Origin of the sequence: Antarctobacter sp. (assembly GCF_034670325.1) — a bacterium.
In the GTDB taxonomy this organism is placed as follows: domain Bacteria; phylum Pseudomonadota; class Alphaproteobacteria; order Rhodobacterales; family Rhodobacteraceae; genus Antarctobacter.
Genome location: NZ_JAXMNR010000010.1, coordinates 19,145 through 43,375 on the forward strand (window position 1 = coordinate 19,145; position 24,231 = coordinate 43,375).

The 24,231-nt window shown below is 63.7% G+C and carries 22 protein-coding genes; 13 read left to right on the forward strand and 9 right to left on the reverse strand.

The annotated features are described in order from the left end of the window. Positions 1–15 precede the first annotated feature (15 nt). The 6 genes from VOI21_RS20755 to bhcA all read right to left on the reverse strand — a co-directional run bounded on the left by VOI21_RS20755 (position 16) and on the right by bhcA (position 7,214). Positions 16–993: a 2-dehydropantoate 2-reductase gene (locus VOI21_RS20755; protein ID WP_323771878.1), complete on the reverse strand. Its 978-nt coding sequence runs from the start codon at positions 991–993 to the stop codon at positions 16–18. A 96-nt stretch (positions 994–1,089) separates the two neighbouring features. Further along, positions 1,090–2,613 carry an acyl--CoA ligase gene (locus VOI21_RS20760; RefSeq protein ID WP_323771879.1) on the reverse strand — a complete coding sequence of 508 codons (1,524 nt, stop codon included), beginning with the start codon at positions 2,611–2,613 and terminating at the stop codon, positions 1,090–1,092. Positions 2,614–2,733: 120 nt separating this feature from the next. After that, on the reverse strand, positions 2,734–3,726 hold the full coding sequence (gene bhcD, locus VOI21_RS20765; RefSeq protein ID WP_323771880.1) for an iminosuccinate reductase BhcD: 993 nt from the start codon (positions 3,724–3,726) through the stop codon (positions 2,734–2,736). Positions 3,727–3,804: 78 nt separating this feature from the next. Beyond that, a complete protein-coding gene (gene bhcC, locus VOI21_RS20770) occupies positions 3,805–4,968 on the reverse strand; it encodes a 3-hydroxy-D-aspartate aldolase BhcC (RefSeq protein ID WP_323771881.1) in 1,164 nt (387 codons plus the stop codon). A 67-nt stretch (positions 4,969–5,035) separates the two neighbouring features. Further along, a complete protein-coding gene (gene bhcB, locus VOI21_RS20775; protein WP_323771882.1) occupies positions 5,036–6,010 on the reverse strand; it encodes a beta-hydroxyaspartate dehydratase BhcB in 975 nt (324 codons plus the stop codon). A gap of 13 nt (positions 6,011–6,023) precedes the next feature. After that, positions 6,024–7,214 carry an L-aspartate--glyoxylate aminotransferase BhcA gene (gene bhcA / locus VOI21_RS20780; protein ID WP_323771883.1) on the reverse strand — a complete coding sequence of 397 codons (1,191 nt, stop codon included), beginning with the start codon at positions 7,212–7,214 and terminating at the stop codon, positions 6,024–6,026. 177 nt (positions 7,215–7,391) lie between these two features. On the opposite strand from bhcA, the gene VOI21_RS20785 reads away from it, so the two are divergent. Next, positions 7,392–8,210, forward strand: a complete 819-nt coding sequence (locus tag VOI21_RS20785; protein WP_323771884.1) for an IclR family transcriptional regulator — start codon at positions 7,392–7,394, stop codon at positions 8,208–8,210. 111 nt (positions 8,211–8,321) lie between these two features. After that, positions 8,322–8,999 (forward strand): Hint domain-containing protein, encoded by a 678-nt coding sequence (locus VOI21_RS20790; protein WP_323771885.1) that lies wholly within the window; start codon positions 8,322–8,324, stop codon positions 8,997–8,999. Between the two features lie 4 nt (positions 9,000–9,003). Here the strand turns inward: VOI21_RS20790 and kynU are convergent, their stop codons facing one another. Genes kynU through VOI21_RS20805 form a run of 3 tightly spaced genes read right to left on the reverse strand, consistent with a single transcriptional unit; the run spans position 9,004 to position 12,709 of the window. After that, positions 9,004–10,194 carry a kynureninase gene (gene kynU, locus VOI21_RS20795; RefSeq protein WP_323771886.1) on the reverse strand — a complete coding sequence of 397 codons (1,191 nt, stop codon included), beginning with the start codon at positions 10,192–10,194 and terminating at the stop codon, positions 9,004–9,006. Beyond that, the gene (locus VOI21_RS20800) at positions 10,191–11,045 is read right to left on the reverse strand and encodes a tryptophan 2,3-dioxygenase (RefSeq protein ID WP_323771887.1); all 855 of its coding nucleotides are present in this window, start codon (positions 11,043–11,045) and stop codon (positions 10,191–10,193) included. Before VOI21_RS20800 ends, kynU begins: the two co-directional genes overlap by 4 nt. After that, positions 11,042–12,709 carry a thiamine pyrophosphate-binding protein gene (locus tag VOI21_RS20805; RefSeq protein ID WP_323771888.1) on the reverse strand — a complete coding sequence of 556 codons (1,668 nt, stop codon included), beginning with the start codon at positions 12,707–12,709 and terminating at the stop codon, positions 11,042–11,044. Before VOI21_RS20805 ends, VOI21_RS20800 begins: the two co-directional genes overlap by 4 nt. A gap of 123 nt (positions 12,710–12,832) precedes the next feature. Between VOI21_RS20805 and VOI21_RS20810 the strand changes: the two genes are divergently transcribed. From VOI21_RS20810 to VOI21_RS20860, 11 genes are all read left to right on the forward strand, one after another. Further along, on the forward strand, positions 12,833–13,198 hold the full coding sequence (locus tag VOI21_RS20810; RefSeq protein ID WP_323771889.1) for a hypothetical protein: 366 nt from the start codon (positions 12,833–12,835) through the stop codon (positions 13,196–13,198). Then, positions 13,195–13,797, forward strand: a complete 603-nt coding sequence (locus VOI21_RS20815) for a DedA family protein (protein WP_323771890.1) — start codon at positions 13,195–13,197, stop codon at positions 13,795–13,797. Before VOI21_RS20810 ends, VOI21_RS20815 begins: the two co-directional genes overlap by 4 nt. Before the next feature lie 216 nt (positions 13,798–14,013). Next, the gene (locus tag VOI21_RS20820; RefSeq protein ID WP_323771891.1) at positions 14,014–15,321 is read left to right on the forward strand and encodes a serine/threonine-protein kinase; all 1,308 of its coding nucleotides are present in this window, start codon (positions 14,014–14,016) and stop codon (positions 15,319–15,321) included. Positions 15,322–15,338: 17 nt separating this feature from the next. Beyond that, the gene (locus tag VOI21_RS20825) at positions 15,339–16,250 is read left to right on the forward strand and encodes an FHA domain-containing protein (RefSeq protein WP_323771892.1); all 912 of its coding nucleotides are present in this window, start codon (positions 15,339–15,341) and stop codon (positions 16,248–16,250) included. Continuing rightward, positions 16,243–17,139 carry a PP2C family protein-serine/threonine phosphatase gene (locus VOI21_RS20830; RefSeq protein ID WP_323771893.1) on the forward strand — a complete coding sequence of 299 codons (897 nt, stop codon included), beginning with the start codon at positions 16,243–16,245 and terminating at the stop codon, positions 17,137–17,139. The genes VOI21_RS20825 and VOI21_RS20830 overlap by 8 nt, the downstream gene beginning before the upstream one ends. After that, positions 17,136–18,305 (forward strand): hypothetical protein, encoded by a 1,170-nt coding sequence (locus VOI21_RS20835; RefSeq protein WP_323771894.1) that lies wholly within the window; start codon positions 17,136–17,138, stop codon positions 18,303–18,305. The genes VOI21_RS20830 and VOI21_RS20835 overlap by 4 nt, the downstream gene beginning before the upstream one ends. A gap of 54 nt (positions 18,306–18,359) precedes the next feature. Further along, entirely contained in the window at positions 18,360–20,363 is a 2,004-nt protein-coding gene (locus VOI21_RS20840) for a dynamin family protein (RefSeq protein ID WP_323771895.1), read from the forward strand. Beyond that, positions 20,360–21,214 carry a hypothetical protein gene (locus tag VOI21_RS20845; protein WP_323771896.1) on the forward strand — a complete coding sequence of 285 codons (855 nt, stop codon included), beginning with the start codon at positions 20,360–20,362 and terminating at the stop codon, positions 21,212–21,214. Before VOI21_RS20840 ends, VOI21_RS20845 begins: the two co-directional genes overlap by 4 nt. A 76-nt stretch (positions 21,215–21,290) precedes the next feature. Further along, the gene (locus VOI21_RS20850) at positions 21,291–21,632 is read left to right on the forward strand and encodes a hypothetical protein (protein ID WP_323771897.1); all 342 of its coding nucleotides are present in this window, start codon (positions 21,291–21,293) and stop codon (positions 21,630–21,632) included. Beyond that, positions 21,629–22,423 carry a hypothetical protein gene (locus VOI21_RS20855; protein WP_323771898.1) on the forward strand — a complete coding sequence of 265 codons (795 nt, stop codon included), beginning with the start codon at positions 21,629–21,631 and terminating at the stop codon, positions 22,421–22,423. The genes VOI21_RS20850 and VOI21_RS20855 overlap by 4 nt, the downstream gene beginning before the upstream one ends. 191 nt (positions 22,424–22,614) lie before the next feature. Continuing rightward, positions 22,615–24,231, forward strand: coding sequence for a peptide ABC transporter substrate-binding protein (locus VOI21_RS20860; protein ID WP_323771899.1), 1,617 nt, complete (start codon positions 22,615–22,617; stop codon positions 24,229–24,231).

The following is a 24,231-nucleotide window of genomic DNA, read 5'->3' on the forward strand; positions in this document are numbered from 1 at the left end:
GCCACATGTGGACACTCACCCATACAGCCCCGCCACACGCCCCCTCAACTGCACCAGCGCCAGCACCGTGTCGATGGTCGGCGTGGGCGTCGCCGTGATCCGTCCCAGCTCCTGAACAGAGGCAACCAACGCATCAATTTCCATCGGCCGCCCAGCGTCCAGATCCTGCAACATCGAAGTCCGATGCGCCCCCACTGCCGCCCCGCCATCAATCCGCCGCTCCACATCGATGGGGAACTTCACGCCCAGCTTTTCCGCGATCTCCTGCGCCTCACCCATCATCCCCCGCGCCACCCCCCGCGTGCCCGGATCGGTACACAAAACATCCAAGGTCGCATGGGTCAGCGCCGAGATCGGATTGAACGACAGATTGCCCCACAGCTTGACCCAGATCTCGTCGCGCAACCGCGGCCGAACCGGCGCCTTCAACCCCGCCGAGGCAAGCGCCTTGGACAGCGCCAGCGCCCGCTCCGATTTCTCCCCCGACGGCTCCCCCAGCGAAAACCGGTTGCCCTCCACATGCCGGATCACCCCCGGCCGGATCACCTCCGCCGCCGGATAGACCACACAACCCAGCACCCGATCAGGCCCAAACCCCTCCCACTGCGCATTGCCCGGATCGACCGTGGCCAGCCGCGTGCCCTCCAGTTCCCCGCCAACGCCGTGGAAATACCACCACGGCACGCCGTTCACCCCGCTGACCACGGTCGTCTCCGGCCCAATCAGCGGCGCCATCTTCGGCACCAAGGCCGGCACCGAATGCGCCTTCAGGGTCACAATCACATAATCCTGAACGCCCAGCGCTGCCGGATCGTCGGACGCCCGCACCGACACACAAGTCTCGCCCGCGTCCTCAATCAACCTCAGCCCATCGGCCTGCATCGCTGCCAGATGCGGCCCGCGCGCCACAAGGCTCACATCCGCGCCCGCCTGCGCCAGCTTGACGCCCAGATAGCCACCAATCGCCCCTGCCCCGAAAATGCAGATCTTCATCCCGTCCCCTCGCACACCTTGTGCTTCTTCTTGGTCCAAATACCTCCCGCCGGAGGCTCCGACGCCAGCCACACATGCCGCCGCCGGAGCAAAAGCTCAGGTCGTCTCAACCAGTCCCAGCTTTTCGGCCATGCCAATGCGCTGCATCTTGCCCGTCGCCCCCTTGGGGATCTCCTCCAGGATCACAACCCGGCGCGGCACCTTGAAATCGGCCATGCGTTCGATGGCAAAGGCGCGTATTTCCTGCTCGGTCGCCTGTGTCCCCTCGCGCAGCACCACCGCCGCGGCGACTTCCTCGCCCAGCTTGGGGTGCGGCAGGGCAAAGGCCACGCATTGCGCCACCGCGGGGTGATCCATAAGCACCCCGTCCACCTCCAACGGCGAGACCTTTTCGCCGCCCCGGTTGATGATCTCTTTCAGACGTCCGGTCAGACTGAGGAACCCATCCGCATCCAAGGCACCCTGATCGCCGGTGCGGAACCAGCGCTTGCCGCCATCCTCGAAAAAGTTCTTGGCGTTCGCCTCCGGGTTCGCCTCGTAGCCCGGCGTCACGTTGGGGCCAGAGATTACAACCTCACCCACGCCGTCGATCAGGCGGTTCTCGACCTCATGGGCAATCGCCACCTCCGGCCCGGCTGCCACACCGACCGATCCCGGCTTTTGAACGTCCAGCGGGTTGCAACACATCTGGTGCGCCGCCTCTGTCATGCCGTAGGCCTCGATCACCGGCGCGCCGAATGTCTCGGCCAATTGCGCCATGACTTGCGCGGGCAGTGAGGCCGAGGACGAGCGCAGGAACCGCAGCGGCACGTCCCGGATCACATCCGAGTTGCGCGGCGCGCGCGACAGGATCGCCTGATGCATGGTCGGCACCGCCGTGTACCACGTCGGGCGCGCCTCACGCATCTGGGCAAAGAAATTCAGTGCGTTGAACCCCGGCGCGCAAAAGACAGAAGCCCCCGCCGAAAGCGAGCCAGAGACCGCCGCCAGCAGCCCGTGAATGTGAAACAGAGGCATGACGTTCAGGCAGCGATCCTGCGGCGTCAGCGCCAGTGACGTCGCGATATGCCGCGCCGAGGCGGCAAGGTTGGATTGCATCAGCGGCACGATCTTGGGGCGTGAGGTGGTGCCGGAGGTGTGCAGGATCAGGGCGATGTCCTCTGGCCCCGGCGTGCCGTCCTTTGCCGCCGTGACAGCGCCTTCGGGCTGCAACCGGAACAGGCCCGCGGTCTGCGCATCTTCAAACAGCCGCAGGATCGTCAGGCCAAATCGGCGCGCCGCCGCCAGTGCCGGGCCGTCATACCCCGCCTCAAGGATGATGGCCTTGGCCTTCAGATCCTCAAGGTAGAAGGCATATTCGTCCTCGCGGTACGACGGGTTAAGCGGAGCCGTCGTTGCCGCGCCGGCCACCGTGACAAAGGCCGTCGCCATGCTGGCCCCGTTCGGCAGCACAATCGCCACCCGGTCCTGCGGCCCCACACCCGCTGCGCGCAACTGCCCGCGCACCTCCTGCGACAGCGCGCGCAATCCACCGTAGCTGAGCCACTCCTTTGACGGTGCGCCAATCGCCGGTGCCGCCTCTGGATGCGCTGCCATCAGGTCCGCAAATGTCCCCGCCATACCCCAAATCCTCCCTGTCGTCTGGTCCGCGCACGGCCATGGCCCACGCGCGGTTGTCACGGGATACTTGACCAGGACTGGCACGATGAACAGGGGCGAAATCGCCCCTGTCCTCTGCGATCAAAGGCTGACGCGCTGCGCAGATCCGTCCGCCTCGGCCAGCCGCGCCGCGACAGAGGCCACGGCAAGATCCTGCAAGCCGACACCGGTGCCGTCGAACAGCGTGACCTCATCGTCACTGGACCGCCCGGGATGGTCCCCGTTGATCACCGCGCCGATGGGGGTGATGCGATCCTCGGTCACGCTGCCATCGGCAATCGCGTGCTGCGCCTCTCCGATGGTGATGGACTGGGCCACCTCATCGGTGAACACCGTGGCCGAGGCCACCAGCGCCGCGTCGACCTCCTGCTTGCCCTTGGTGTCTGTGCCCATGCAGGCGATATGGGTGCCTGGCTTGATCCAGTCCTTCATGAGTAGCGGTTCAAAGGCCGAAGTGATGGTGATGATGACATCCGCCTGCGCGCCCAGGTCCTCACGGCTGACGGCCTCAAACGGCAGGCCCAGTTCCTCGGCCACGGCCCCCAGTTTGGGCAGCATGTCAGGATGCGGGTTCCACGCGACGACCTTGTCAAAATCGCGCTGTTCCACCGCTGCACGCAGTTGGAACGTGGACTGGTGGCCTGCCCCGACCATCCCCAGCACCTTTGCATCCTTGCGCGCCAGATGCGCGATGGAGACCGCCGAGGACGCCGCCGTGCGCACCGCCGTCAGATAGTTGCCGCCCACCAGCGCCGACAATTGCCCGGTGTCCGGGTCAAACAGAAAGACGGTCGACTGATGGTTGGTCAGCCCCTTGGCCATGTTGCCGGGCCAGTAGCCACCGGATTTCACCCCCAGAACCATCCCCGCCTTGTCGAAGCCGGATTTGAAGCCGTACAGAGCCTCTGCATGGCCCAGCGCCTCACGCACCACCGGAAAGTTGCGGGCGTCGCCCTTGGCCATCGCGGCAAAGACCGCCTGAACCGCGTCGAAAGCATCCTTGCGCCCGACCAGCCGTTCGCACTCTGCCTCGCCCACGATCACGAGTTCCTTGGATTGCGGCATGTCCTTCATCTTTCCTTGTCCTTCTGTCGCGAATGGAGACGCCGGGACAAACCCGGCGTCTTGTCGTTCCGTGCCGTTCCCGGTGGCTCAATAGGCCTTGCCGCGTGCGGACACCGGCCAGATCGTTTCGACCTTGCCGCCCCGCACACCGACGTACCAGTCATGCACGTTGCAGGTGGGATCGCAGTGACCCGGCACCAGCCTGAGCTTGTCATTGACCCTGAGCGCGCCATTCGGGTCAGAGACGACGCCGTGCTCATCCGAGCATTTGACGTATTCAACGTCGTCGCGGCCAAAGATCACCGGCAGGCCGCTGTCCACCGACTGCGCCTTGAGGCCCGCATCGACGATGGCCTTGTCCGCCTTGGCGTGGCTCATCACAGAGGTCAGGATGAACAGCGCGTTCTCCCATTCGCCCTGATCGATGCGCTTGCCGTTTGCGTCGTGGATGCGGCCGTAGTCGGCATCCATAAAGGCGTAAGACCCGCACTGAAGTTCATTGTACACGCCGGAGGTCGACTCAAAGTAGTACGACCCGGTGCCGCCGCCGCCGACGATATCGCACTCCAGCCCCTCGGCCTTCAGCCCGTCGACCGCGTCTTTCACCTGCGCCACGGCAATGTCGATCTTGGCCTTGCGGTCCTCGTAGCTGTCGAGATGCTGCATCGCGCCTTGGTAAGCTTGGATACCGGCGAACTTCAGACCCTCCGCTGCGTCGATGGCCTTGGCGATCTCGATCACCTCCGGCGTAGTCGTGACGCCGCAGCGCCCTGCCCCGCAGTCGATTTCCACGAGGCATTCAATCTGGGTGCCATGCTTGACTGCCGCCGCCGACAGGTCGGCCACGTTGGCCACGTCATCAACGCAGCAGATAGTGCGCGCGCCCAGTTTCGGCATCCGCGCCAGCCGGTCGATCTTGGCCGGGTCGCGGACTTGATTCGACACAAGCACGTCCTTGATGCCGCCACGGGCGAACACCTCGGCCTCTGACACCTTTTGACAGCAGACGCCGCAAGACCCGCCAAGGGTTTCCTGCAACTTGGCCACGTCCACCGATTTGTGCATCTTGCCATGCACCCGGTGGCGCATTCCGTGTGCGCGGGCATAATCGCCCATCTTCTTGATGTTGCGTTCCAGCGCGTCGAGGTCGAGCACAAGGCAAGGCGTCTGAATCTCACCCTCATCCATGCCGATGGCGGCGGGGATGTCATAGCCGACTTCGAAATCGTCTAGGTTGGTCACGTCTTTCATGTCATTGCTCCTGTTGTCGGGTGACGCAGGCCGGGTTCTGCCCTGCGGTCCTGCGTAGGGTGGGTTTTCAACCCACCATCCAAGGTAGTTTGTCCAGATCGACGTTGCCGCCGGTGATCACGACCCCCACACGCTTGCCGCGATAGGCGTCGGGGTTCTTGAGGATCACCGCCAGCGGCACGGCGCAGCTGGGCTCCATCACAATGCGCAGATGCTTCCACGTGGTCTTCATCGCGTCGATGATTTCCTGCTCCGAGGCCGTCTGGATATCGGTCACGAAATGCGACACGAAATGCCAGGTGTTCTCTTTCAGCGGCACCTTCAGCCCGTCGGCGACGGTCTCGGGCGCGTCATCTGCGATGATGTGCCCAGCCTTGAAGCTGCGATAGGCGTCGTCGGCCTGCTCTGGCTCGGCAGCGTAAATCTTGACCTCTGGCGCGAAGTTCGACAGCGTCAAGCAGGTGCCCGAGATCATACCGCCGCCGCCGATGGGGGCCACGACAGCATCCAGCCCGTCGATCTGCTCCAGCATCTCTGCCGAACAGGTGGCCTGCCCGCAGATCACGCGCGGGTCGTTGTAGGGATGCACGAACTCCCCGCCGGTGCGCGCCTGCACCTCGGCAAAGACCGCCTCGCGGCTGGTGGTCGAGGGTTCGCATTCGGTGATGATCCCGCCATAGCGGCGCACCGCGTCCTTCTTGGCCTGTGGCGCGGTGCGCGGCATGACCACGTTGCAGGGAATGCCCCGGCGACCCGCCGCATAGGACAGCGAGAGCGCGTGGTTGCCGGAACTGTGCGTGCAGACGCCCCGCTTTGCCGCCTCATCCGACAGACCAAAGACCGCATTGCAGGCCCCGCGCACTTTGAAGGCACCCGCCTCCTGAAAGTTCTCACACTTGAAGAACAAGTGCGCGCCGGTCAGATCGTCCAGATATTGTGAGCGCAGCACCGGCGTGTAGTTGATATGCGGCTTTATCCGCGCGTGGGCGGCGCGCATGTCGTCGATGGTCAGCGCATGTGCCTGTGTCATGGCGTCCAGCATGTGTTCCCCCTCCTCAGGCTGCGGATTTCAGCGCAACGGCGCTGCTGTGGCGATAATACTCCTGCGCGGCGGCGACACCGCTGCCAAGGGTGATCGGATAGTTCAGATCCGCCATGGCCATCTCGATGGTGGCGAGACCGGACAGAACCATGACGTCGGTCAGGCTGCCAAGGTGGCCGATGCGGAACGCCTTGCCGTTCAACTCTCCCAGGCCGACGCCAAAGGACACCTTGTAGGCACGGTAGGCGTGATCGGTCAGAGCGTTGCTGTCAAAACCTTCAGGCACGCAGACCGCGCTGACGGTGTCGGAATACAGGTCCGGCGTCTTGGCGACCAAGTGCATGTCCCAAGCATCGACTGCGCGGCGCACGCCCTCGGCCAGACGGAAGTGGCGGGCATAGACGTTCTCCAGGCCCTCTTCGAACAGCATCGTCAGGCTTTCGCGCATCCCGTAGATCAACTGCAAAGGTGGCGTGTAGGGGAAACCGCCGGTGGCATTGGCTTTCATCATGTCGCGGAAATCAAAGAAAGTGCGCGGCAGCTTGGCCGTTTCGATCGCCTCCAGCGCCTTGGGCGACACGCACAGGATCGCCATGCCGGTCGGCAACATGAACCCCTTCTGCGACCCGCCGACGGCGATATCCACGCCCCAAGCGTCAAATTCAAACGGCATCGAGGCCAGCGAGCTGACGCAATCGACAAACAGCAGTGCCGGGTGATCGGCCGCGTCCATCGCACTGCGCACGGCGGCGATGTCCGACCGCACGCCGGTCGCCGTTTCGTTATGCGTGGTCAGGACGGCGCGGATCTCATGCGCTGTGTCGGCTGCCAGAATCTCGGCAAAGCGGTCGGCGGGCGCGCCCTGCCCCCACGGGACATCGACGATCTGCACGTCCAGCCCGTGCCGCTGGCACATGTCGATCCAGCGATGGCTGAAAACGCCATAGCGTCCGACCAGAACCTTGTCTCCGGGCGACAGAGTATTGCAAATCGCCGCCTCCCAGCCGCCGGTGCCGCTGGCCGGAAAGGTAATGGCCTTGCCCGCGGTGGAGCCAAAGACCTTGAGCGTATCCGTCAGCACCGGGGCAAAGGTGTCGACAAAATCGGGTGCGCGGTGGTCCTGCGTCTGCACCTGCAGCGCCCGGCGCAGGCGGTCGGGCATGTTGGTCGGCCCGGGAATGAAAACCGGATTCTGGTCAGTCATGGCTTGATCTCCTTCTCATTCTCATAATCCTGCATTCCACTCGCCCGTGCAATTTTCTTGAAAAACATTTTCATTTACGGAATCATCGTCTCAAGCCACTGATTCAAATTCAGTTTCAGTTTCTCACTCTACCGGCTTCGCAAATGCAGCGAAAACATTTTTCGAAAGGAACCTGGCATGTCCACCGCCAAACGCCCCCGCGGCCGCCCCAAGTCGGCCTTCAAGGAAAGCTCTGCCGGAACGCTTCAGGCACTTGACCGCGCGCTTGGCGTTTTGATCGCGCTGGCGCGGGATGAGGGAACAACCCTGTCGGACCTTTCGCGCGAAATCGATATTCCTACAGCAACCACCCACCGCATCCTGACCACACTGGAAAACCACCGCTTTGTCACCTTTGACGAAGAGCGTCAGGAATGGGCCGTGGGGATCGAGGCATGGCGCACCGGCACCGCCTTTCTCAAACGCAACAGCGTGGTCGAGGTCGGCCGCCCCATCATGCGCCGCCTGATGAAGGAAACTGGCGAGACCGCGAACCTTGCCGTGCCGGACGGGCCAGAGGTGGTCTTTGTCGGACAGGTCGAGACGCCGAACCCGATCCGCGCCTTCTTTCCGCCCGGCACGCGCACCTCGATGCACGCCAGCGGGACGGGCAAGGCGATCCTTGCCGCCATGCGCCCGCAAGCCATGCAACGGTTGATCGAGGATATGGCCCTGACGCCTTTTACTGCCAGCACCCATGTCACGCTGTCCGGTCTGACCGCCGATCTGCACAGCATCACCGCGCGTGGCTGGTCGCATGACCGCGAGGAACGCTATGCCGGGATGTCCTGCATCGGGGCCGCCATCCTGAACGATCAGGGAGAACCCTGTGCCGGGGTTTCCGTCTCTGGGCCGACGGTCCGGTTCAGCGGCGAACGCGTCGCCGACCTTGGCCGCCGCGTGGCCGAAGCGGCGCTGGAAATCACCGAACTCTCAGGCGGCGCAATCCGGACCTGACCCAGAGCGCAAAAACTTCGCCTAAAAACCCACGCGTTTCGCGCTGTCTTGTTGGTAAATTCCTGACCCTTCGCGGGGCACTGTGACCGGCAAGCAGTATACGGGGCAGCGATGGAACGCAGTGGCACTTTTCCGGACAGCGGCGTGTTTCCGGTGGATGTCACGGACGACTCCGGCGTGGATCCGGCGCGCGCGCAGCCCTGCTTGGCGGCCATCACAAACGGTCTGTCCAGTCGCGCGCGGATCAAGACCCTGCGCGGAGAGCGGCGGGCCGGTGACCTGCGTCCCGGCGACCTCATCCTGACACGCGACAATGGCTATCAACCGCTGCGCTGGACTGGTCGGATCGCCCCCGGCACGGCCCCGGTGACGACGATCCGAATACGCAAGGGCGCTTTGGGGCGCGGGGTGCCGGAACATGTCCTGCTTGTCGCCCCCGAACAGCGTTTCCTTGTTGGCGGCGTGCGTCTGCGCCATCTTCTTGGCTTGGCAGAAGCCACGGTGACCGCAACCCAACTGTCCAGACTAAAAGGCGTTTCCGCGCTTTCCGACAGTCCCACCACCTTTGTGCAACTGCTGTTCGACCGGCATGAGTTGTTGCTGGCCGAAGGGCTATGGACGGACAGCCTGCTGGTTACGCAGGACATGCTGGACCAGCCGCCCGAAGTCCGTTTTGCCGCCGGGGCCGCCCTGATCGACCTTGGACCCCATACCCCCGCGCGCCCGCCGGTCCCGTCAAAACGTCTTCAAATGCTGCTCAAGACCGGGGAAAAAGGTGACCTGACCTGAGCCGTCAGGTCACGCGCGATCGCACCTGGTATTTCGCCTCGCGCCAGACCTCATCCCGCAGGATTTCCTCCATCACATCCACCGCCGCGACCACATCCGCCTCGTCGATGTAGAGAGGCGTAAAGCCAAAGCGCATAATGTCAGGCGCGCGGAAATCGCCGATCACGCCACGGTCGATCAGCGCCTGCATCGCCGCGTATCCCTCGGCAAAGGCGAAAGACACCTGTGACCCACGCTGTGCCGCGTCGCGCGGAGAGGCGAGGGTAAGCATCGGACAGCGCGCCTCGACCTCGGTGATGAACCGCTCACACAGCGCGACAGAGGCGGCGCGCAGGTCCGCCATGTCGACGCCCTCCCACGCGTCCAGCGCCACGTCCAGCGCCGCCAGTTGCAGGATCGGCGGCGTGCCGACGCGCATTCGTTCGGTCGACATGGCGGGACGGTAGCCCGGCTCCATCGCGAAAGGCGCCGCATGGCCCAGCCAGCCCGACAGTGCCGGCTCGATGGTTTCAACAATGTCCGGACGCGCGTAGATAAAGGCAGGCGCACCCGGTCCTCCATTGAGGTATTTGTAGGTGCAGCCCACGGCAAACTCTGCGCCGCTGCCCGCCACGTCGACCGGCACCGCCCCCGCGCTATGGGCCAGATCCCAGATCATCACGGCCCCCACCGCATGGGCGCGTTCGGTGATTGCCTTCATGTCGTGCATCCGGCCAGAGCGGTAATCGACCTGCGTCAGCATCACCACGGCAACATCTTCGGTGATCGCCTCGGCGACTTCCTCTGGCGCGGGCGTGCGCAACTCATACCCCTTGTCGATGGTGCCGATCAGCCCCTGCGCCATGTACAGATCGCTGGGAAAGTTCCCGGCGTCCGACAGGATCACCCGCCGGTCGGGGCGCATCTTCAATGCTGCCGCCAATGCCTGATAAACCTTGATCGACAGCGTGTCGCCGGTGGCGACCGTCCCGGCGGGCGCGCCGATCAGACGACCGATGCGGTCACCTACCTTGGCAGGCAGCGCCATCCATTCGGCAGTGTTCCACGCGCGGATCAGCTGCTGCCCCCATTCCGCCGTCATGACCTGATGCATTCGCTCAACCGCGCCTTTTGGCAGCACTCCCAAAGAGTTGCCATCCAGATAGATCACGCCCTCAGGCAGGTGAAACAGCTCCTTACGGGGCAAATTGGTCATAGCTCACCTCTCAGGTGCCAAAGTTCGGGGAAAAGTTCGACGCCCAACATGCGCCGCAAATAGGCCACGCCAGAGGTGCCGCCGGTACCACGTTTGAAACCGATGACCCGTTCAACCGTGGTCACATGGTTAAAGCGCCAACGACGAAAATAATCCTCAAGGTCGACCAGCTTTTCGGCCAGTTCATAGAGCGTCCAGTAGGTATCGATATCCTCGTAGACCACTTTCCAGCGCGCCTGAATCTCCGGAACGGCGGCGTGCGGTGTGTCCAGTTGCAGGGCGGGTATGGCGGCGTCGTTGCCATCGACCGTGCGGAACAACAGCGCCACCACCTCATCGTAAAAGCTTGGCCGCGCCAGTTCCGCCTCCAGCAGCGCACGGACCTCAGGCACATGTTCGTGCGGCTGCATCATGTGGGTGTTGCGGTTGCCAAGGATATATTCGATTTGCCGGTACTGATACGACTGGAACCCCGAGGACGGACCCAGCGACTCGCGGAAACGCGTGTAATCGGCGGGCGTCATGGTGCGCAGCACGTCCCACTGGTTGTTGAGTTGTTCAAAGATACGGCTGACGCGGGCCAGCATCTTGAACATCTGCGCCGTGTCATCCGCCAGCAGGGCGTCCCGCGCCGCCGACAGCTCATGGATCGCCAGTTTCATCCAGAGTTCCGAGGTCTGGTGCTGGATGATGAACAACAGTTCGTCATGCGCGTCGCTAAGGCAGTGTTGCTGCCCCAACAGCGTTTCGATCCGCAGATAGTCGCCATAGGACATGGCGTCGGCAAAGCCCATCTTCGCCCCGTCGGTGGACGGGTCGAAACCGGGTTTCTCGTCACGGTTTCCGGTCATGGCTTGCCCTGTGCTGCCAGTGCTGCCTCACGCATTTGGCTCAGCGTGCGGCGCGGGGTCAGCGCCTCTTCGGAGATCACAAGGTCCAGAACCGCCCCGGTTCCTGAAGTACACGCGCGCTCAAACGCGGCGGCAAAATCTTCGGTCCGCTCTACCCGTTCCCCGTGAAAGCCATAGGACCGCGCCAGCATGGCAAAATCCGGGCTCACCATGTTTGTCCCGGAAACCCGCGCCGGAAAGTGCCGTTCCTGATGGGCGCGGATGGTGCCGTAAATGCCGTTATTCAGGATCAACACGATGGGGTGCGCCCCGGCCTGCGCCGCCGTCGCCAGTTCCTGCAGGTTCATCTGGAAATCACCGTCCCCCGCGAAACACAGCGCCATGCGATCCGGAAACGCCACGCGCGCCGCGATGGCGGCGGGCAGGCCATAGCCCATCGCGCCCGATTGCGGTGCCAGCAGGCGCGCCTTGGGGCCGAATTGAAAGAACTTGTTCGGCCAGACCGCGAAATTGCCCGCGCCGTTGGTCAGGATCACGTCCTCTGGCAGCACCTCCCACAGGTGGCGCATGACAGCCCCCATATCGACCGGGGACGGCTGTGGCGGGCAATCCAGGCTTGCGTCGAAATCCGCGCGCGCCTGCGCGCGCCATTCGGCCCAGCCGCCCTGCACCGGGCTGAGAGCCTTGGCAAAAGCATTCGGCCCAGCCTGAACGCCCAGCGCAGGCACATAGATCTTGCCAATCTCAGCATCCGAGGCATGGACATGGATCACCTTCTGGCGCGGCTCCGGCACGTCCAGCAGCGTATAGGCGTCGGTCGTCATCTCGCCAAAGCGGACGTTGATGGCCAGTATCGTGTCTGCCTCTGTCATCAGACGGCGGGCATGGGGCGGCATCCCCACCCCGGCCTCACCGACGAAGACGGGTGAGAGATTGTCGAATTGGTCCTGATAGCGAAAGGCCGCGATAACCGGGATGTCAGAGGCTTCGGCAAAGGCCTGCAAGGCGGCCCTCCCCTCATCCGTCCAGTTGCAGCCGCCCATCAGGATCAACGGGCGCTTGGACGCGCGCAGATGTTCTGCCACGTCCGCAATTGTTGCCGCATCCACCGATGGCTCACGGATATCCGAGGGGCCGGTGATTGGCCCGACCTCTGTCATGCTGGTCAGCATGTCCTCGGGCAGCGCGATCACCACCGGTCCCGGGCGGCCTGTCACCGCCGTTTTCCACGCCCGGGCGAGAATCTCGGGGATACGGGTCACATCGTCAATCTCGACCGCCCACTTCGCCATGGTGCCAAAGACCGCCGCGTAATCGATTTCCTGAAAGGCCTCGCGCCCTTTCATGTCGGTGCCCACCTGCCCCACAAAGACCAGCATCGGCGCACTGTCCTGCATCGCCGTGTGAATTCCGATCGACGCATTGGTGACACCCGGACCGCGCGTAACAAAGCAGATGCCAGGACTGCCGGTCAGCTTGCCCCAAGCGGCGGCCATGAAAGCCGCGCCTCCCTCATTGCGGCAGAGCACGAAATCCAGCTTGCCACCCGTGTCGTGCAACGCGTCCAGCACGGCCAGATAGCTTTCGCCCGGAACGCCAAAGCCCTTGCGCGCGCCCAGCGCGATCAGGCAATCGACCAAAAGTTGTCCGCCGTTGCGTATCATGTCGGATATCCTCGAAGATGGTGTCGCGCCGGCACCCTGTTGTGCCTCGCTGGTTTGTAGCGGCAAGCGCCCGACGAGGAAACCCAAAGCGCCGACCAAGTGTGGCGCGAAAAGGAGAGACACATGTCAGCAGCCCGACCGGGGATAATCAAGCGGATGTGGCGGGAAGCACCGCTGTTGAGCGGAGCCTTTGTCTTGGCCTGTGCTTTCACGCTTTTCTTCGCAGGCCGGTTTGTGATGGGCGCGATTTTCTGGGCGGACCCGGCGCACCGCGATGTGCCGCCCGCGCCCTGGATGACGCCGCGCTTTGTCGCGCATTCCTGGCACCTGCCGCCGGACTTGGTGGCCGACGCGTTAGCACTCTCGCAGGACCGCAGAGAGGGGCGGATCACGCTGGGCCAACTCGCCGCCGAACGTGGCGTGCCGGTAGAGACGTTGATTGCAGAATTAGAGACCGCTATCGCCGCACACCGCGAGGCGCATCCGTGACCGACACCCTGTTTGCGCTTGTATCGACCTATGGACTTTGGGTCGTTGCCGGGTCGGCCTTTCTGTCCTGCCTTGCGATCCCGATCCCGACCGCAGTGATCATGCTGGCCGCCGGAGGGTTCGCGGCGGCCGGTGATCTGGTTTTTTGGCAGGTGCTTGGCATCGCATGGCTGGCGGCCGTGGCCGGTGACCAGACCGGGTTTCATATCGGTCGCTGGGGCGGTGCCCCGATGATCGACGCCATCGCCAGACGCACGGGCCGCCATAAGATGATCGGGCAGGCGCGCGACACGGTTCAACGTTGGGGTGGCGTCGGGGTCTTTTTCTCGACATGGCTGTTTGCGCCGCTGGGACCTTGGGTCAACCTGATCGCGGGGGCCGCGCGGTTGGCCCGCTGGCGGTTCACGCTTTGGGACGTCGCAGGCGAAACGATCTGGGTTTCCGCCTACGTGACGCTTGGCTTTGCCTTTGGCAGCCGCCTTGAAGAGTTGACAGAGGTCGTCACCGACTGGTCAGGCATGATCGCGTCTGCCGCGATGACGGTGACACTTGCAGGGCTATTGGTGCTGAAATTGCGCAAAAGTCGCAAACCGCGATGATCCGCAATCACCCTTGAGATAAACTATTGTAAATATTTAATTTTACTCGAACCAAGCGACATGTTTTCGTCCATTTTCGAACACGGCCCGGACCGCATTTGCTGGTGATTTGACCTCATCCGCCAACGCAATTTCCCTGTCTTCGCACGCTGTCCTTACAAGACACCCCGTTTAGACGTGACCACAGCCCGTCCCATTCGCACAGGAGGACCCGGTATGACGCATCAGTCGACTATCCAGGCTTCTGCCGCCGCGCAGCACGTCGGGGACGGGCTGCCGCCGGGGACCACGCTTTGCAACGGGCAATACATCATCGACAAATACCTGAACGCCGGGGGCTTTGGGATCACCTATCTGGCCCGCGACAGTCTGGGTCGCCGCGTGGTCATCAAGGAATGTTTTCCCAACGCGATCTGCTGCCGCGCTGGTGAGGCCGTGCGCCTGCGGTCACAGACCTTTGACGTGGATTTCACCCGCGCGGTCGAGCTGTTCCAGAAAGAGGCGCGCGCTCTGGCGCATCTGCAGCATTCCAACATCGTCGGCGTGCACCAGATATTCGAGGCCAACGGCACCGCCTACATGGCGTTGGATTTTGTCGAGGGTACCGACCTGTTCGACATGATCGACTACAGCCCCAACGCGCTGACGCCCGAGGCGATCCGCGAACTTGCGGTGATCCTGTTGCAGGCGCTCAGCTATGTGCATCGCAACGGCATCCTGCACCGCGACATCTCACCCGACAATATCCTGCTGGACACGATGGGCACACCCGTCCTGATCGATTTCGGCGCTGCCCGGCAGGGCGCATCACAGGCCAGCCGCGTCCTGTCCCGCGTCCACACGGTCAAAGACGGGTATTCGCCGCAAGAGTTTTACATTGCGGGCAGCGCGCAGTCGCGGTCCAGCGATCTATACGCCCTTGCCGCAACCTTCGTACATCTGATCGAGGGTCATCCGCCCCCCAACAGCAGCCTTCGGCTGGCCGCCGTGGCCGAGCAGAAACCGGACCCCTATCAGCCCCTTCTTGGACGCTTTCCGCAGCAGGACCCACGGCTGCTGGCGGCAATTGACAAGTGCATGAGCCTGTTCGCCAAGGACCGCCTACAAAGCGCCGATGACTGGCTGGATGCGCTGGCCGGACGCCAGCCTTCGGTGGCTGTCGCAGTGTCGCCCGCCACCTCAGAGCAGCCGCCACAGGAAGATCCCGAGATCGAGTTGAAAATCGCCGAACTGGTGGCCAGCAACCATCAGGCGATCAAGGCAGACGCAGTGCGCCCAAACCGCGCGCCGACACAGGTTCCGGTCAGGGACCCGGAGGCCGAGAAACGCGCAGCGGAACGGGAATACTGGGCCATCCTGAACGAGGACCCCGCCGATTGGGCCCCCGAACCAGAGCCTGCCCCGGCGCCGTCCGAAGTCGAAGAACCGGCCGCATCGAAACGACGGCAGCGCCGGTTTTCGCTGAGCGCCCTATTGCCGTGGCCCTCTCGCAGCGCGCGCGACTCCATACAGACAAACGTTTGAAAGAAGGGTTACGGAGAATGCAGGGCATCAGGAACCTGATTGCACGGAGACGGCCAGTATCGGAACCTGCGCCCAAGACCGACGCCGATCCGCTGATCGATCCTTGGGAAGAATTGCAGGCCCGTGTGACCACGCCTGCGGGCCACCGGGATTGCGCGATCGACGAAGCGCGCGCCGCGCGTGACTATGTCCCCCGACCCGAACGGCCTCAGCCGATGCCCCGCAAGGAATGGACACCTTCGGCGGCAGAGCTTGCCGATCTCACCGTGCCAGACCCGCAAGCGGACGCGCCGGCCCAGAGCGACGCTGGCGGCACGCCAAAGATTTGGGATCTGGACCCCCCGACCCCGGACGCCGGTCCCGCCCCGTCCCAGCCGCAGCAATCGCAGGCGGAACCTGCGCCTTCGGCGCTTGCGCGCAGCGCCGCCGGGCTGGCCGCTCCTGCCGCCCAGCGTCCAGCCTCTGAGCGGGTCAAGACACGTCTTCTGGGCTTTCATACAGAGACCGCTGGCCCGGACCCCTTCGCCGCCCCCGCCGCCAGTGGCACCGCCAGCGCGCCACGCTTTCCCATTGGCTGGATCGTTGTGATCGAGGGGCCGGGCCGCGGCGCGTCCTTTACCCTGACGGCGGGCCTGTCGACCGTCGGGCGCGACGCGGATCAGACGGTCGCGCTGGACTTTGGCGACACCAGCATCTCTCGCGAGAGACATATTTCCATCGCGCATGACGACGAAGAAAACCGGACCTATATCGGCCACGGCGGCAAGACCAACATCGTGCGTCACAACGACAAACCGCTCCTGACCACCGAGGAACTGACAAACGGCGATAGCATCAAGATCGGCAAGACCGTGCTGCGTTTTGTCGGGCTATGCGGCGATGGCTTTTCGTGGGCTGACGCGGACACGCAGGGGGTCGGGGATGGCTAAGCTTGTGGCAGAGGCCGCCAGCGGTCAACACATCGGAGATCGCAGCCGCCAAGAGGACGCGGTTATCGCGCAGTTCCCACAAGGCGACCTGCCCGGCGTCGCGGTTCTGTCGGACGGGATGGGTGGCCATGACGACGGGGATCTTGCCGGTCGCCTCCTTGCCAGCGAAATGTTCGGCGAGGTCTTTCTGGCCTCGGCGCGCGCGGATGGTGGGCACGACACGCCCGGAGAGATCTTTCGAGAGGCTTTGGCCCGCACCAATGCCCGCCTGAAACAGCATATCGACGCCGGATGCATCAGCAACGACACTGGCGGCACGCTGCTGTGCGTCACCGTAGAGGGCAACGCGCTGCGCTGGATATCGGTCGGTGACAGTCCGCTCTACCTTTATCGTGACGGTCGGCTGCGGCAGTTGAACCAAATGCACTCCATGGCCATCCAACTGGATCTGATGGTCAGAAACGGCGCGATGGAGGCCCGCGACGCCGCCCAACATCCGCACCGCCACTGCCTGACCTCTGCGGTGACCGGCGGCCAGATTCCGCACATCGACTGCCCCGCCGACGCACTGACGCTTACGCCCGGTGACATCGTTCTGCTGGCCAGCGACGGGTTGAATGTCCTTGAAGACACCGCAATCGCCTGCATCCTCCAGCGGCACACCCGCGACGGCAGCGCAGCGGTCACGCGCGCCTTGCTGGATGCCGTGCGCGAACGGAAGGCCCCGCAGCAAGACAATATCTCGCTTGTCGTGATACGGGTTGCGCCTGCGGCGTCCACGTCGCTGTCCGGCGCACACATACCGGCCCACATCGCCGATCTGGCGCGGCGGCTGTTGCCATTCCGCCTGCAAACCCCGCGCGCTGTGGGCCGGAGGGCCGGTCCATGACGGATCAGACGGCCTTGAAAACCGCAACGCTGGCAGATCTGAACGCCGTGCGACAACGCGGTGACCTTGCGGCGCGGGCGCAGGCGCATTGTGCCTCATTGGTCGAAAAGCTGAACAGGCCGGTGCGAATTGGCCTGTTTGGTCTGCCACGCGTCGGCAAGCGCGCGGTGCTGCACGCTCTGAGTGATCTGTCCCTTGACCCGCTGGCCGGTGCGCCACCTACTGTAGAGGTCTCGTATGGCGCCAGCGCCGCGACGACGGCGATACTGGCAGACGGCAGCAGGCTTGCGACGACAGATTTGCCGACGCCCGCGCTATTGGCACAGCAGCCGGTCTTTTTGCAGGTGACGTCGCCCGCTGCGGTGCTGATGGGGCGCAGTGTTCTGCTGGCCTCGACCGAGGCCAGCGCCGAGGATCTGCGCGCCGGCCTGATCTGGGCCGCGCCCCGGGTGGATATGGCCCTGTGGTGCACGGTCGACTGGACAGAGGCAGAGCGGCGCATCTGGGATGCCGCGCCCGACAGCCTGCGCAACCATGCAATCCTGCTCACCACAGGTGTCAGGGATATTGCCAACAATCTGGTCGCGCATGGGTTCGAAGCGCAGTTCAACAGCGCCCCCCAGACTGGTGACGCGGTCTATACAAAACTGACTGCCTACCTTGACCAAACCATCCAAGAGGCCAGCCTGCACGACATCCATGCTGCCCAGATGTTCCTGCAACGCTACGGTGCCCCGCCGGCCCGTCCAACGCCGACGAGGTCTGCGCCACCGACAGAGGTGGAAACCGAGGCCACCGTCATCCCCCATCCCGCTGCGCGGACCGTGGAACGGCAGGTCCCGCCCGAGGCTGCGGGCGAACTGGCGCGGCTGTTTCAGGCGGTCCGCACCGCTGCCGGCGACCTGATGCACAGCGTTCAAGATGGGAGCGCAGGCGACGCCGACACGCTCTTGGCGCGTTTCGAAGAGGTTTTTGAGACACTGGCTGACCGGGTCGCCGGGTTCGACACCCTGCATGAGACATGGCCCGATCTGGCGACACAGGTGATCGAGGCCCACGACCTCGCCCTGCTGTTGCGGATCGAGGGCGGCGCGGAACAGGTGGGCGACGCCGCGCGCCTGCTGTTGCAGGTCCGCTACGACATCGAAGAGCGGCTCGCCGCCTGAGCCCGCAAAGAACCACGACAGACGAAACCGCGAAAAAGACATGAGGCAAGACAGATGACACCGCAGGCCCCCGCAGCCCCTCAGGACAAGCCCGCGCTGGGGGCGTTTTCCGGGCTTGGCGCACTGGCCACCCGCCTTGGCGCTCTGGACAAGTCTCTGGTCGCTCTGGCGGGATGTGGCGAAGAGTCAATTGCCCATCAAGCGCGAGAATTGCGCCGTCAGTTGCGTGGGTTCGAACCCTCGGTCACATTGATCGGTCAAGTGAAGGCCGGCAAAACAACCCTTGTGAACGCGCTCACCGGCTGGCCCGACCTGCTGCCTGCCGACGTCAATCCGTGGACCTCTGTCGTCACTTCGCTGCACATGCAGCCGCACCTGCGCCCGCAGGACCGGCGGTCGTCGTTCCGGTTTTTCACCAATGAGGAATGGGACAACCTGATCCGTCAAGGCGGCCGGGTGGGAGAGATCGCCGCCCGTGCCGGAGCCGAGGACGAACTGGAAAAGGTCCGCGCGCAGCTGGACGAGATGCGCGAGAAATCAAAGGCACGGCTGGGGCGCAAGTTCCAGATGCTACTGGGCCAGACCCACGACTATGAGACCTTTGATCAGGAATTAATCCAGCGTTATGTCTGCCTTGGCGACGATTTCTGGGAAGAAGCCGACGGCAGCCCCGATCAGGGCCGCTTTGCCGATATCACCAAATCCGCCGATCTGTGGTTTGCCGGGCCGGACCTGCCCCTGCCCTTGTGTCTCCGCGACACGCCGGGGGTGAACGACACCTTCATGATCCGCGAGCAGATCACCGTCAACGCGCTGCGCGGCAGCCGTCTGTGCGTGGTGGTCTTGTCGGCGCAGCAGGCGCTGTCCTCGGTGGACCTTGGGCTGATCCGGCTGATTTCCAACGTCAAGGCGCGTGAGGTCATCATCTTTGTCAATCGGATCGACGAACTCGCCGATCCGGTCCGCGCGGTGCCGCAGATCCGCGCCAGCATCATCGACACGCTGCGTAAGTTCGACGGCCCGCAAGAGGCCGAAATCCTCTTTGGCAGCGGCTACTGGGCACACCATGCGGTCGCGGGCAGCTTTGGCGATCTGGGCGCGGACAGCGCACAGGCGCTGGTGTCCTGGGCCGAGGCGCATGTGGACGGCGCAATGGCGCAATTGTCCCCGCGTGAGATCATCTGGCATCTGTCCGGTCTGCGCGTGCTGGGGGACGCCATTTCAGAGCGGATCGAAAAAGGCCCCGGGGCGCGGATCGAAGAGTCGCTTGGCGTGGCACTGGGAAACCTGCGGACGGGTTTGGCCGCCCGAACGCAACCGGACACCAGCGGCAGCACCACGCCACGCCCTCTGCAAATCGCGCCGCAGGATCTGCTCCAACAGTTCGATCAGATCGAAGACCGCGCCTGCGCCGCGCTGGAATCCGGGCTGGAGAAGATCCATCACAGCTTTGCCGGACGCACCGACAATGCCCGCCGCGCCTTTCTGGGTCGGGCGACCGGGTCGCTGGTCAAACACCTTGAACAATTTGGCGAGGCGGAAATCTGGACTTATGACCCCTCCGGCCTGCGGATGCTGCTGCGCAGTGCCTACAAAGTCTTTGCCCAAGGCGCTGGCAAGACCGGAACCGATGTGCTGACAACCGCTGCCAGCGACATCAGCGCGCTCTACCAGCATGCCTTTGGGCTGGCCACAGACGGGCCGTCCATTGCGCCGCCGCCGCTGCCCACCGTACCTGCGCCGATCAGCCTCGGCCAGACCATCGCCCTTGATCTGCGCGGCAGTTGGTGGGCGCGATTTTGGCGTCGCCAGCGCGGGTATGAAGCCTTTTCAGAGGATTTCGCCCGGCTGATCCACGAAGAGACCAAACCGGTGGTGGACACGCTGCACCACCAATGCGCCGCCCCCTTCACAGATGCTTTGCGCAAGACACTTGCCGACTTCATTCAGGGGCAGCGCGATATCCTGCTGGGACTGGCACAACAGGGGGCTGCCCCGCCCCGTGTCGATCTTCCGCCTGCCGCCCCCTTGAACCGCCTCCAGAGGTCTGTCCGATGACACAAGAGTCCCCGCCCGTCCCGAAACCCCGCAAACCTTGCGTTGCCCTGATGGGCGAATTCAGCGCCGGAAAGAGCACGCTGGCGAACCTGTTGCTTGGGCAGGACAGGTCTCCGGTGCAGGTGACGGCGACCCAGTTGCCGCCGGTCTGGTACAGGCAAGGTGCGCCAGAGGTGCTGCGCATCGCCAGTGACGGGGCATCGGAACCGCTGCCAATGGATAACTGGTCACAGGTGCGTCCCGACGATACGCGCATGATCTCCGTCGCGCTGGAGGCGGACATCCTGCACGCGTGTGACCTGATCGACATGCCGGGCACGGCAGACCCCAACATGGCTCCGGATTTCTGGTCAGAGTTCCTGCCACAGGTGGATCTTGCGATCTGGTGTACCCCCGCCAATCAGGCATGGCGACAGTCTGAGGCCGCCTTGTGGGAACAGGTGCCGCCGCTGCTCTGGACCAAAAGCCTGCTGTTGATCACCCGCATCGACCAGATGCAGACCGAACGGGACCGCGCCCGCGTCATGGCCCGCGTGCAGGGTGAGGCCGGGGCGCTGTTTCGCGACGTGTTGCCGATCTCGCTGACCGGCGCGCTGGCGGGACGGGACGACGACGCGGTGCTGGCCGCGACCGGCGCGGGTGCCCTTGTGCAGTTTTTGTGCCACGCGCTCGAAGGGCTGGACGCGCCCGCGCGCCGCACGTTGCCACCTGCCGATCAACCTGCCCCGAAAACGCGGACAGAGAACCGGGCAGCCCCAGGTGCCAAAAGCCCCGGCCGGGTCGTGCCGCGCCGGATCACACGCAGCAAATCCCACGGACACCGCGCCGGATCTGAGCATAGGCCCGCCTGAGCGTCATCGCAATCGGGCCAGTCGTAAGGCGAAATTAACGGACGTCAGGGCATGACTGGGGCGTGAGGGCGGCCCCATGACCCATGATGATCTTACCCGGTTTCGCGCCGGTTTTGCCACTTGCGAGCTTTTGATGCTGGTCGATCTGTCGACGGGCACGGTGTTGATGTCCAACAGCGATGTGCATTTCGGGCAGGAACGGCTCGATCACCTTTGCGATTTGGCCCGGTCGCTCTTTGCTGGCGATTTACCCGCGTCCGGCACCGCCATCCTGTCCGGCCCCACCGGCAGCCGGGTCTTTCTGCAATCGCCCGTTGAGACGGCAGAGGTGTTATGCGGGCTGTTCGGGCCGTCAGCGGACCTTGGCGCGGCCTGCGCGACTGGTCTGGACCTCTTTCAGCAGGACCCTGTGGAATGACCGGGGACGCTCTGCCCGCCGATCTTGCCACCCTCCTGTCCAAGGCGGCAGCGCTCGGCACTTCGGGCCGCAGGGTTGAGGCCGCAACACCGGAAGAGGCGCTTGGCGCGGTGCTGGATACGGTCGCGGCCTGCGTTGCGCCCCGCAGCCTGACGATCCTTGACGGTTCTGGCCCGCTGCTGGTGCTGGAGGCCGCCGCTGGAAACCTGATCCGCCTGATCGACATCACCCCAAGGTTGCGCGCGGGGTCCACGGACCTGCTGAGTCGTTCGTTGCTGGCGGCGGATATCGGACCGGTTTCGGCGCTCTTGTCGCAGGCGTTCCCGGGGGAGCAAATCATCACGTTTTCGACTGCCCCACCCGCAACCGCACCCGATCCGGCGCAGACAGGGCTGACCTGCCCGGCAATCCTGCATCAACTGGGGCTGACGCCGTTTGACAGCGCCGTCACTGACCGGATTGCCCACCTGATCGACGCAGCCGAAGAGGTTCTGATCGCAATTTTCCGCCCCGGTCAGGCCGCTTTGCCGATACAGCCAGACGCAGACCTTCCGGACAATATGGCCAAGCTTGCGGACAAGGCTTTCACCATTTTAGCGACCCCTGATAATCCTTTACGAAACAACGAAATTCTCTTCTTCACCCCTCAATCGCATCCCGATTTGGCACTTGGACTTACTCGCTCGGAATCAGGGCCCGTGGCCTTGATCCTCATGATTGAAAACATGCCGGATGTCGCCGCCTACTGGGCCAACTTGGCCAATATCCCACTGATTTGCGACCCGGCATAGTCGGCCCGGATACCATTTTCGGCCACCACATATAGACGCGGTTTCTTGCCAAGACAGAGTCCGATCTCTTTCGCCGAGGCACACCCCTTATGGTTGACCCGACGACGTGCCACGACCACCGGAGAAAAGCCTTTGCTTCGGCGGTCAACTGAGGCACGCTTCGGCCAAATCATCAAACCAAGGGGAGAACCATGAAAATTCGTTCCGCGATTGTTCCGATGCTGTTGTCGACCACGCTGGTCACTGCAGCCTTTGCCGCCGATGTCCCCGATGGCACGCAGCTTGCCGCCGAGCAGGTCTTTACCTACCGGGTGCTGGACGAGTTTTCGTCGTTCGATCCGCAGGTGGTCGAGGATGTGAACGGCTCCGAGGTTGTGCGCGACCTGTTCGAAGGTCTCTACAACCAGAACGCCGAGGGCGAGATCGTGCCCGGCGTCGCCCTTAGCCACACCGTCAGCGAAGACAACAAGACCTACACCTTTACCCTGCGCGACGATGCCAAGTGGTCGGACGGCACCCCCGTCACCGCCGGTGACTTTGTCTACGCATGGCAGCGCGCGGTCGAACCTGAGCTGGCCTCGCCCTATGCGTGGTACATGGAACTGATGTCGATCGAGAACGGCGCCGCCATCATCGCGGGCGAAAAGCCGATCACCGATCTGGGCGTCTCGGCGCCTGACGATCACACGCTGGTTGTGCAACTGTCGCAGCCGCTGCCCTATTTCGCCAAGATGGTCAGCCATGCGACCACCTTCCCCTCGCCTAAATGGGTGATCGACGAACACGGGTCCGAGTGGACGCGCCCCGAGAACATCGTCACCAACGGTGCCTATGTCCTGACCGAACACGTCCCCAAGGAACGCTCTGTGCGTGAGCGCAACGAGATGTACTGGGACAATGACAAGACCGTGCTCGACAAGGTTGTGACACTGGTCATCGGCGACGACGCGCAGGGCTTGACCCGCTGGCGCGCCGGTGAGGTCGACAAGACAGAGATCCCCTCGGGCCAGTACCCGACCCTGAAAGAAGAGTTCCCGACAGAGGCCTATGCCCTGCCGCGTCTTTGCAACTACTACATGACCTTCAATGTCAAGAACGGGCCAGAGCCGTTTCAGGACGTCCGCGTGCGTCAAGCGCTGTCCTATGCGCTGGACCGCGATGTGATCGTCGATCGTGTGCTGCAAGGCGGCCAGTTCTCGGCCTATACCTTTACCCCCGGTGCCACCGACGGGTTCGAGATCCCCGAGGTCGCCTACGCCAACATGACCCAGGCAGAGCGCGACGCGAAGGCCAAGGAACTTCTGGCAGAGGCCGGTTACGGCCCGGACGGCGAAAAACTGTCGTTCACCTATCTCTACAACACGTCCGAGAGCCACCAGCAGATCGCCATCGTGGCCAGCCAGATGTGGAAGCAAAAGCTGGGCGTCGAGGTGACGCTGGAAAACCAGGAATGGAAGGTTTTCCTTGAAACCCGCGGCAACCAGAACTTTGAGCTGGCGCGCGGCGCATGGTGCGGCGACTACAACGAAGCGTCGACCTTCCTTGACCTGCTGACCTCGCAGTCGGGCTACAACGACGGCAAGTTCAGCAATGCCCGCGTGGATGAGTTGATGGCAGAGGCGAAATCCTCGCAGGACACCAATCCGCTTTATGCCGAGGTCGAGGCGATCCTCGCCGACGAAATGCCGGTGATCCCGATCTACCACTACTCGACCAACATCATGCTGAGCGACGCGATCCAGGGCTGGCCGATCAACAACGTCGAACAGACATGGTACGCAAAGGACCTCTACAAGGTCGCCGAATAG

What these genes read in the sequence shown, in the direction of transcription:
- VOI21_RS20755 (WP_323771878.1), bottom strand. Translation starts at nt 993, where the DNA reads ATGAAGATCTGCATTTTCGGGGCAGGGGCGATTGGTGGCTATCTGGGC.
- bhcD (WP_323771880.1), bottom strand. Translation starts at nt 3,726, where the DNA reads ATGAAGGACATGCCGCAATCCAAGGAACTCGTGATCGTGGGCGAGGCA.
- bhcA (WP_323771883.1), bottom strand. Translation starts at nt 7,214, where the DNA reads ATGACTGACCAGAATCCGGTTTTCATTCCCGGGCCGACCAACATGCCC.
- VOI21_RS20785 (WP_323771884.1), top strand. Translation starts at nt 7,392, where the DNA reads ATGTCCACCGCCAAACGCCCCCGCGGCCGCCCCAAGTCGGCCTTCAAG.
- bhcB (WP_323771882.1), bottom strand. Translation starts at nt 6,010, where the DNA reads ATGCTGGACGCCATGACACAGGCACATGCGCTGACCATCGACGACATG.
- VOI21_RS20850 (WP_323771897.1), top strand. Translation starts at nt 21,291, where the DNA reads ATGACCCATGATGATCTTACCCGGTTTCGCGCCGGTTTTGCCACTTGC.
- VOI21_RS20760 (WP_323771879.1), bottom strand. Translation starts at nt 2,613, where the DNA reads ATGGCGGGGACATTTGCGGACCTGATGGCAGCGCATCCAGAGGCGGCA.
- bhcC (WP_323771881.1), bottom strand. Translation starts at nt 4,968, where the DNA reads ATGAAAGACGTGACCAACCTAGACGATTTCGAAGTCGGCTATGACATC.
- VOI21_RS20845 (WP_323771896.1), top strand. Translation starts at nt 20,360, where the DNA reads ATGACACAAGAGTCCCCGCCCGTCCCGAAACCCCGCAAACCTTGCGTT.
- VOI21_RS20810 (WP_323771889.1), top strand. Translation starts at nt 12,833, where the DNA reads ATGTCAGCAGCCCGACCGGGGATAATCAAGCGGATGTGGCGGGAAGCA.
- VOI21_RS20840 (WP_323771895.1), top strand. Translation starts at nt 18,360, where the DNA reads ATGACACCGCAGGCCCCCGCAGCCCCTCAGGACAAGCCCGCGCTGGGG.
- VOI21_RS20860 (WP_323771899.1), top strand. Translation starts at nt 22,615, where the DNA reads ATGAAAATTCGTTCCGCGATTGTTCCGATGCTGTTGTCGACCACGCTG.
- VOI21_RS20830 (WP_323771893.1), top strand. Translation starts at nt 16,243, where the DNA reads ATGGCTAAGCTTGTGGCAGAGGCCGCCAGCGGTCAACACATCGGAGAT.
- VOI21_RS20820 (WP_323771891.1), top strand. Translation starts at nt 14,014, where the DNA reads ATGACGCATCAGTCGACTATCCAGGCTTCTGCCGCCGCGCAGCACGTC.
- VOI21_RS20835 (WP_323771894.1), top strand. Translation starts at nt 17,136, where the DNA reads ATGACGGATCAGACGGCCTTGAAAACCGCAACGCTGGCAGATCTGAAC.
- VOI21_RS20825 (WP_323771892.1), top strand. Translation starts at nt 15,339, where the DNA reads ATGCAGGGCATCAGGAACCTGATTGCACGGAGACGGCCAGTATCGGAA.
- VOI21_RS20805 (WP_323771888.1), bottom strand. Translation starts at nt 12,709, where the DNA reads ATGATACGCAACGGCGGACAACTTTTGGTCGATTGCCTGATCGCGCTG.
- VOI21_RS20800 (WP_323771887.1), bottom strand. Translation starts at nt 11,045, where the DNA reads ATGACCGGAAACCGTGACGAGAAACCCGGTTTCGACCCGTCCACCGAC.
- kynU (WP_323771886.1), bottom strand. Translation starts at nt 10,194, where the DNA reads ATGACCAATTTGCCCCGTAAGGAGCTGTTTCACCTGCCTGAGGGCGTG.
- VOI21_RS20855 (WP_323771898.1), top strand. Translation starts at nt 21,629, where the DNA reads ATGACCGGGGACGCTCTGCCCGCCGATCTTGCCACCCTCCTGTCCAAG.
- VOI21_RS20790 (WP_323771885.1), top strand. Translation starts at nt 8,322, where the DNA reads ATGGAACGCAGTGGCACTTTTCCGGACAGCGGCGTGTTTCCGGTGGAT.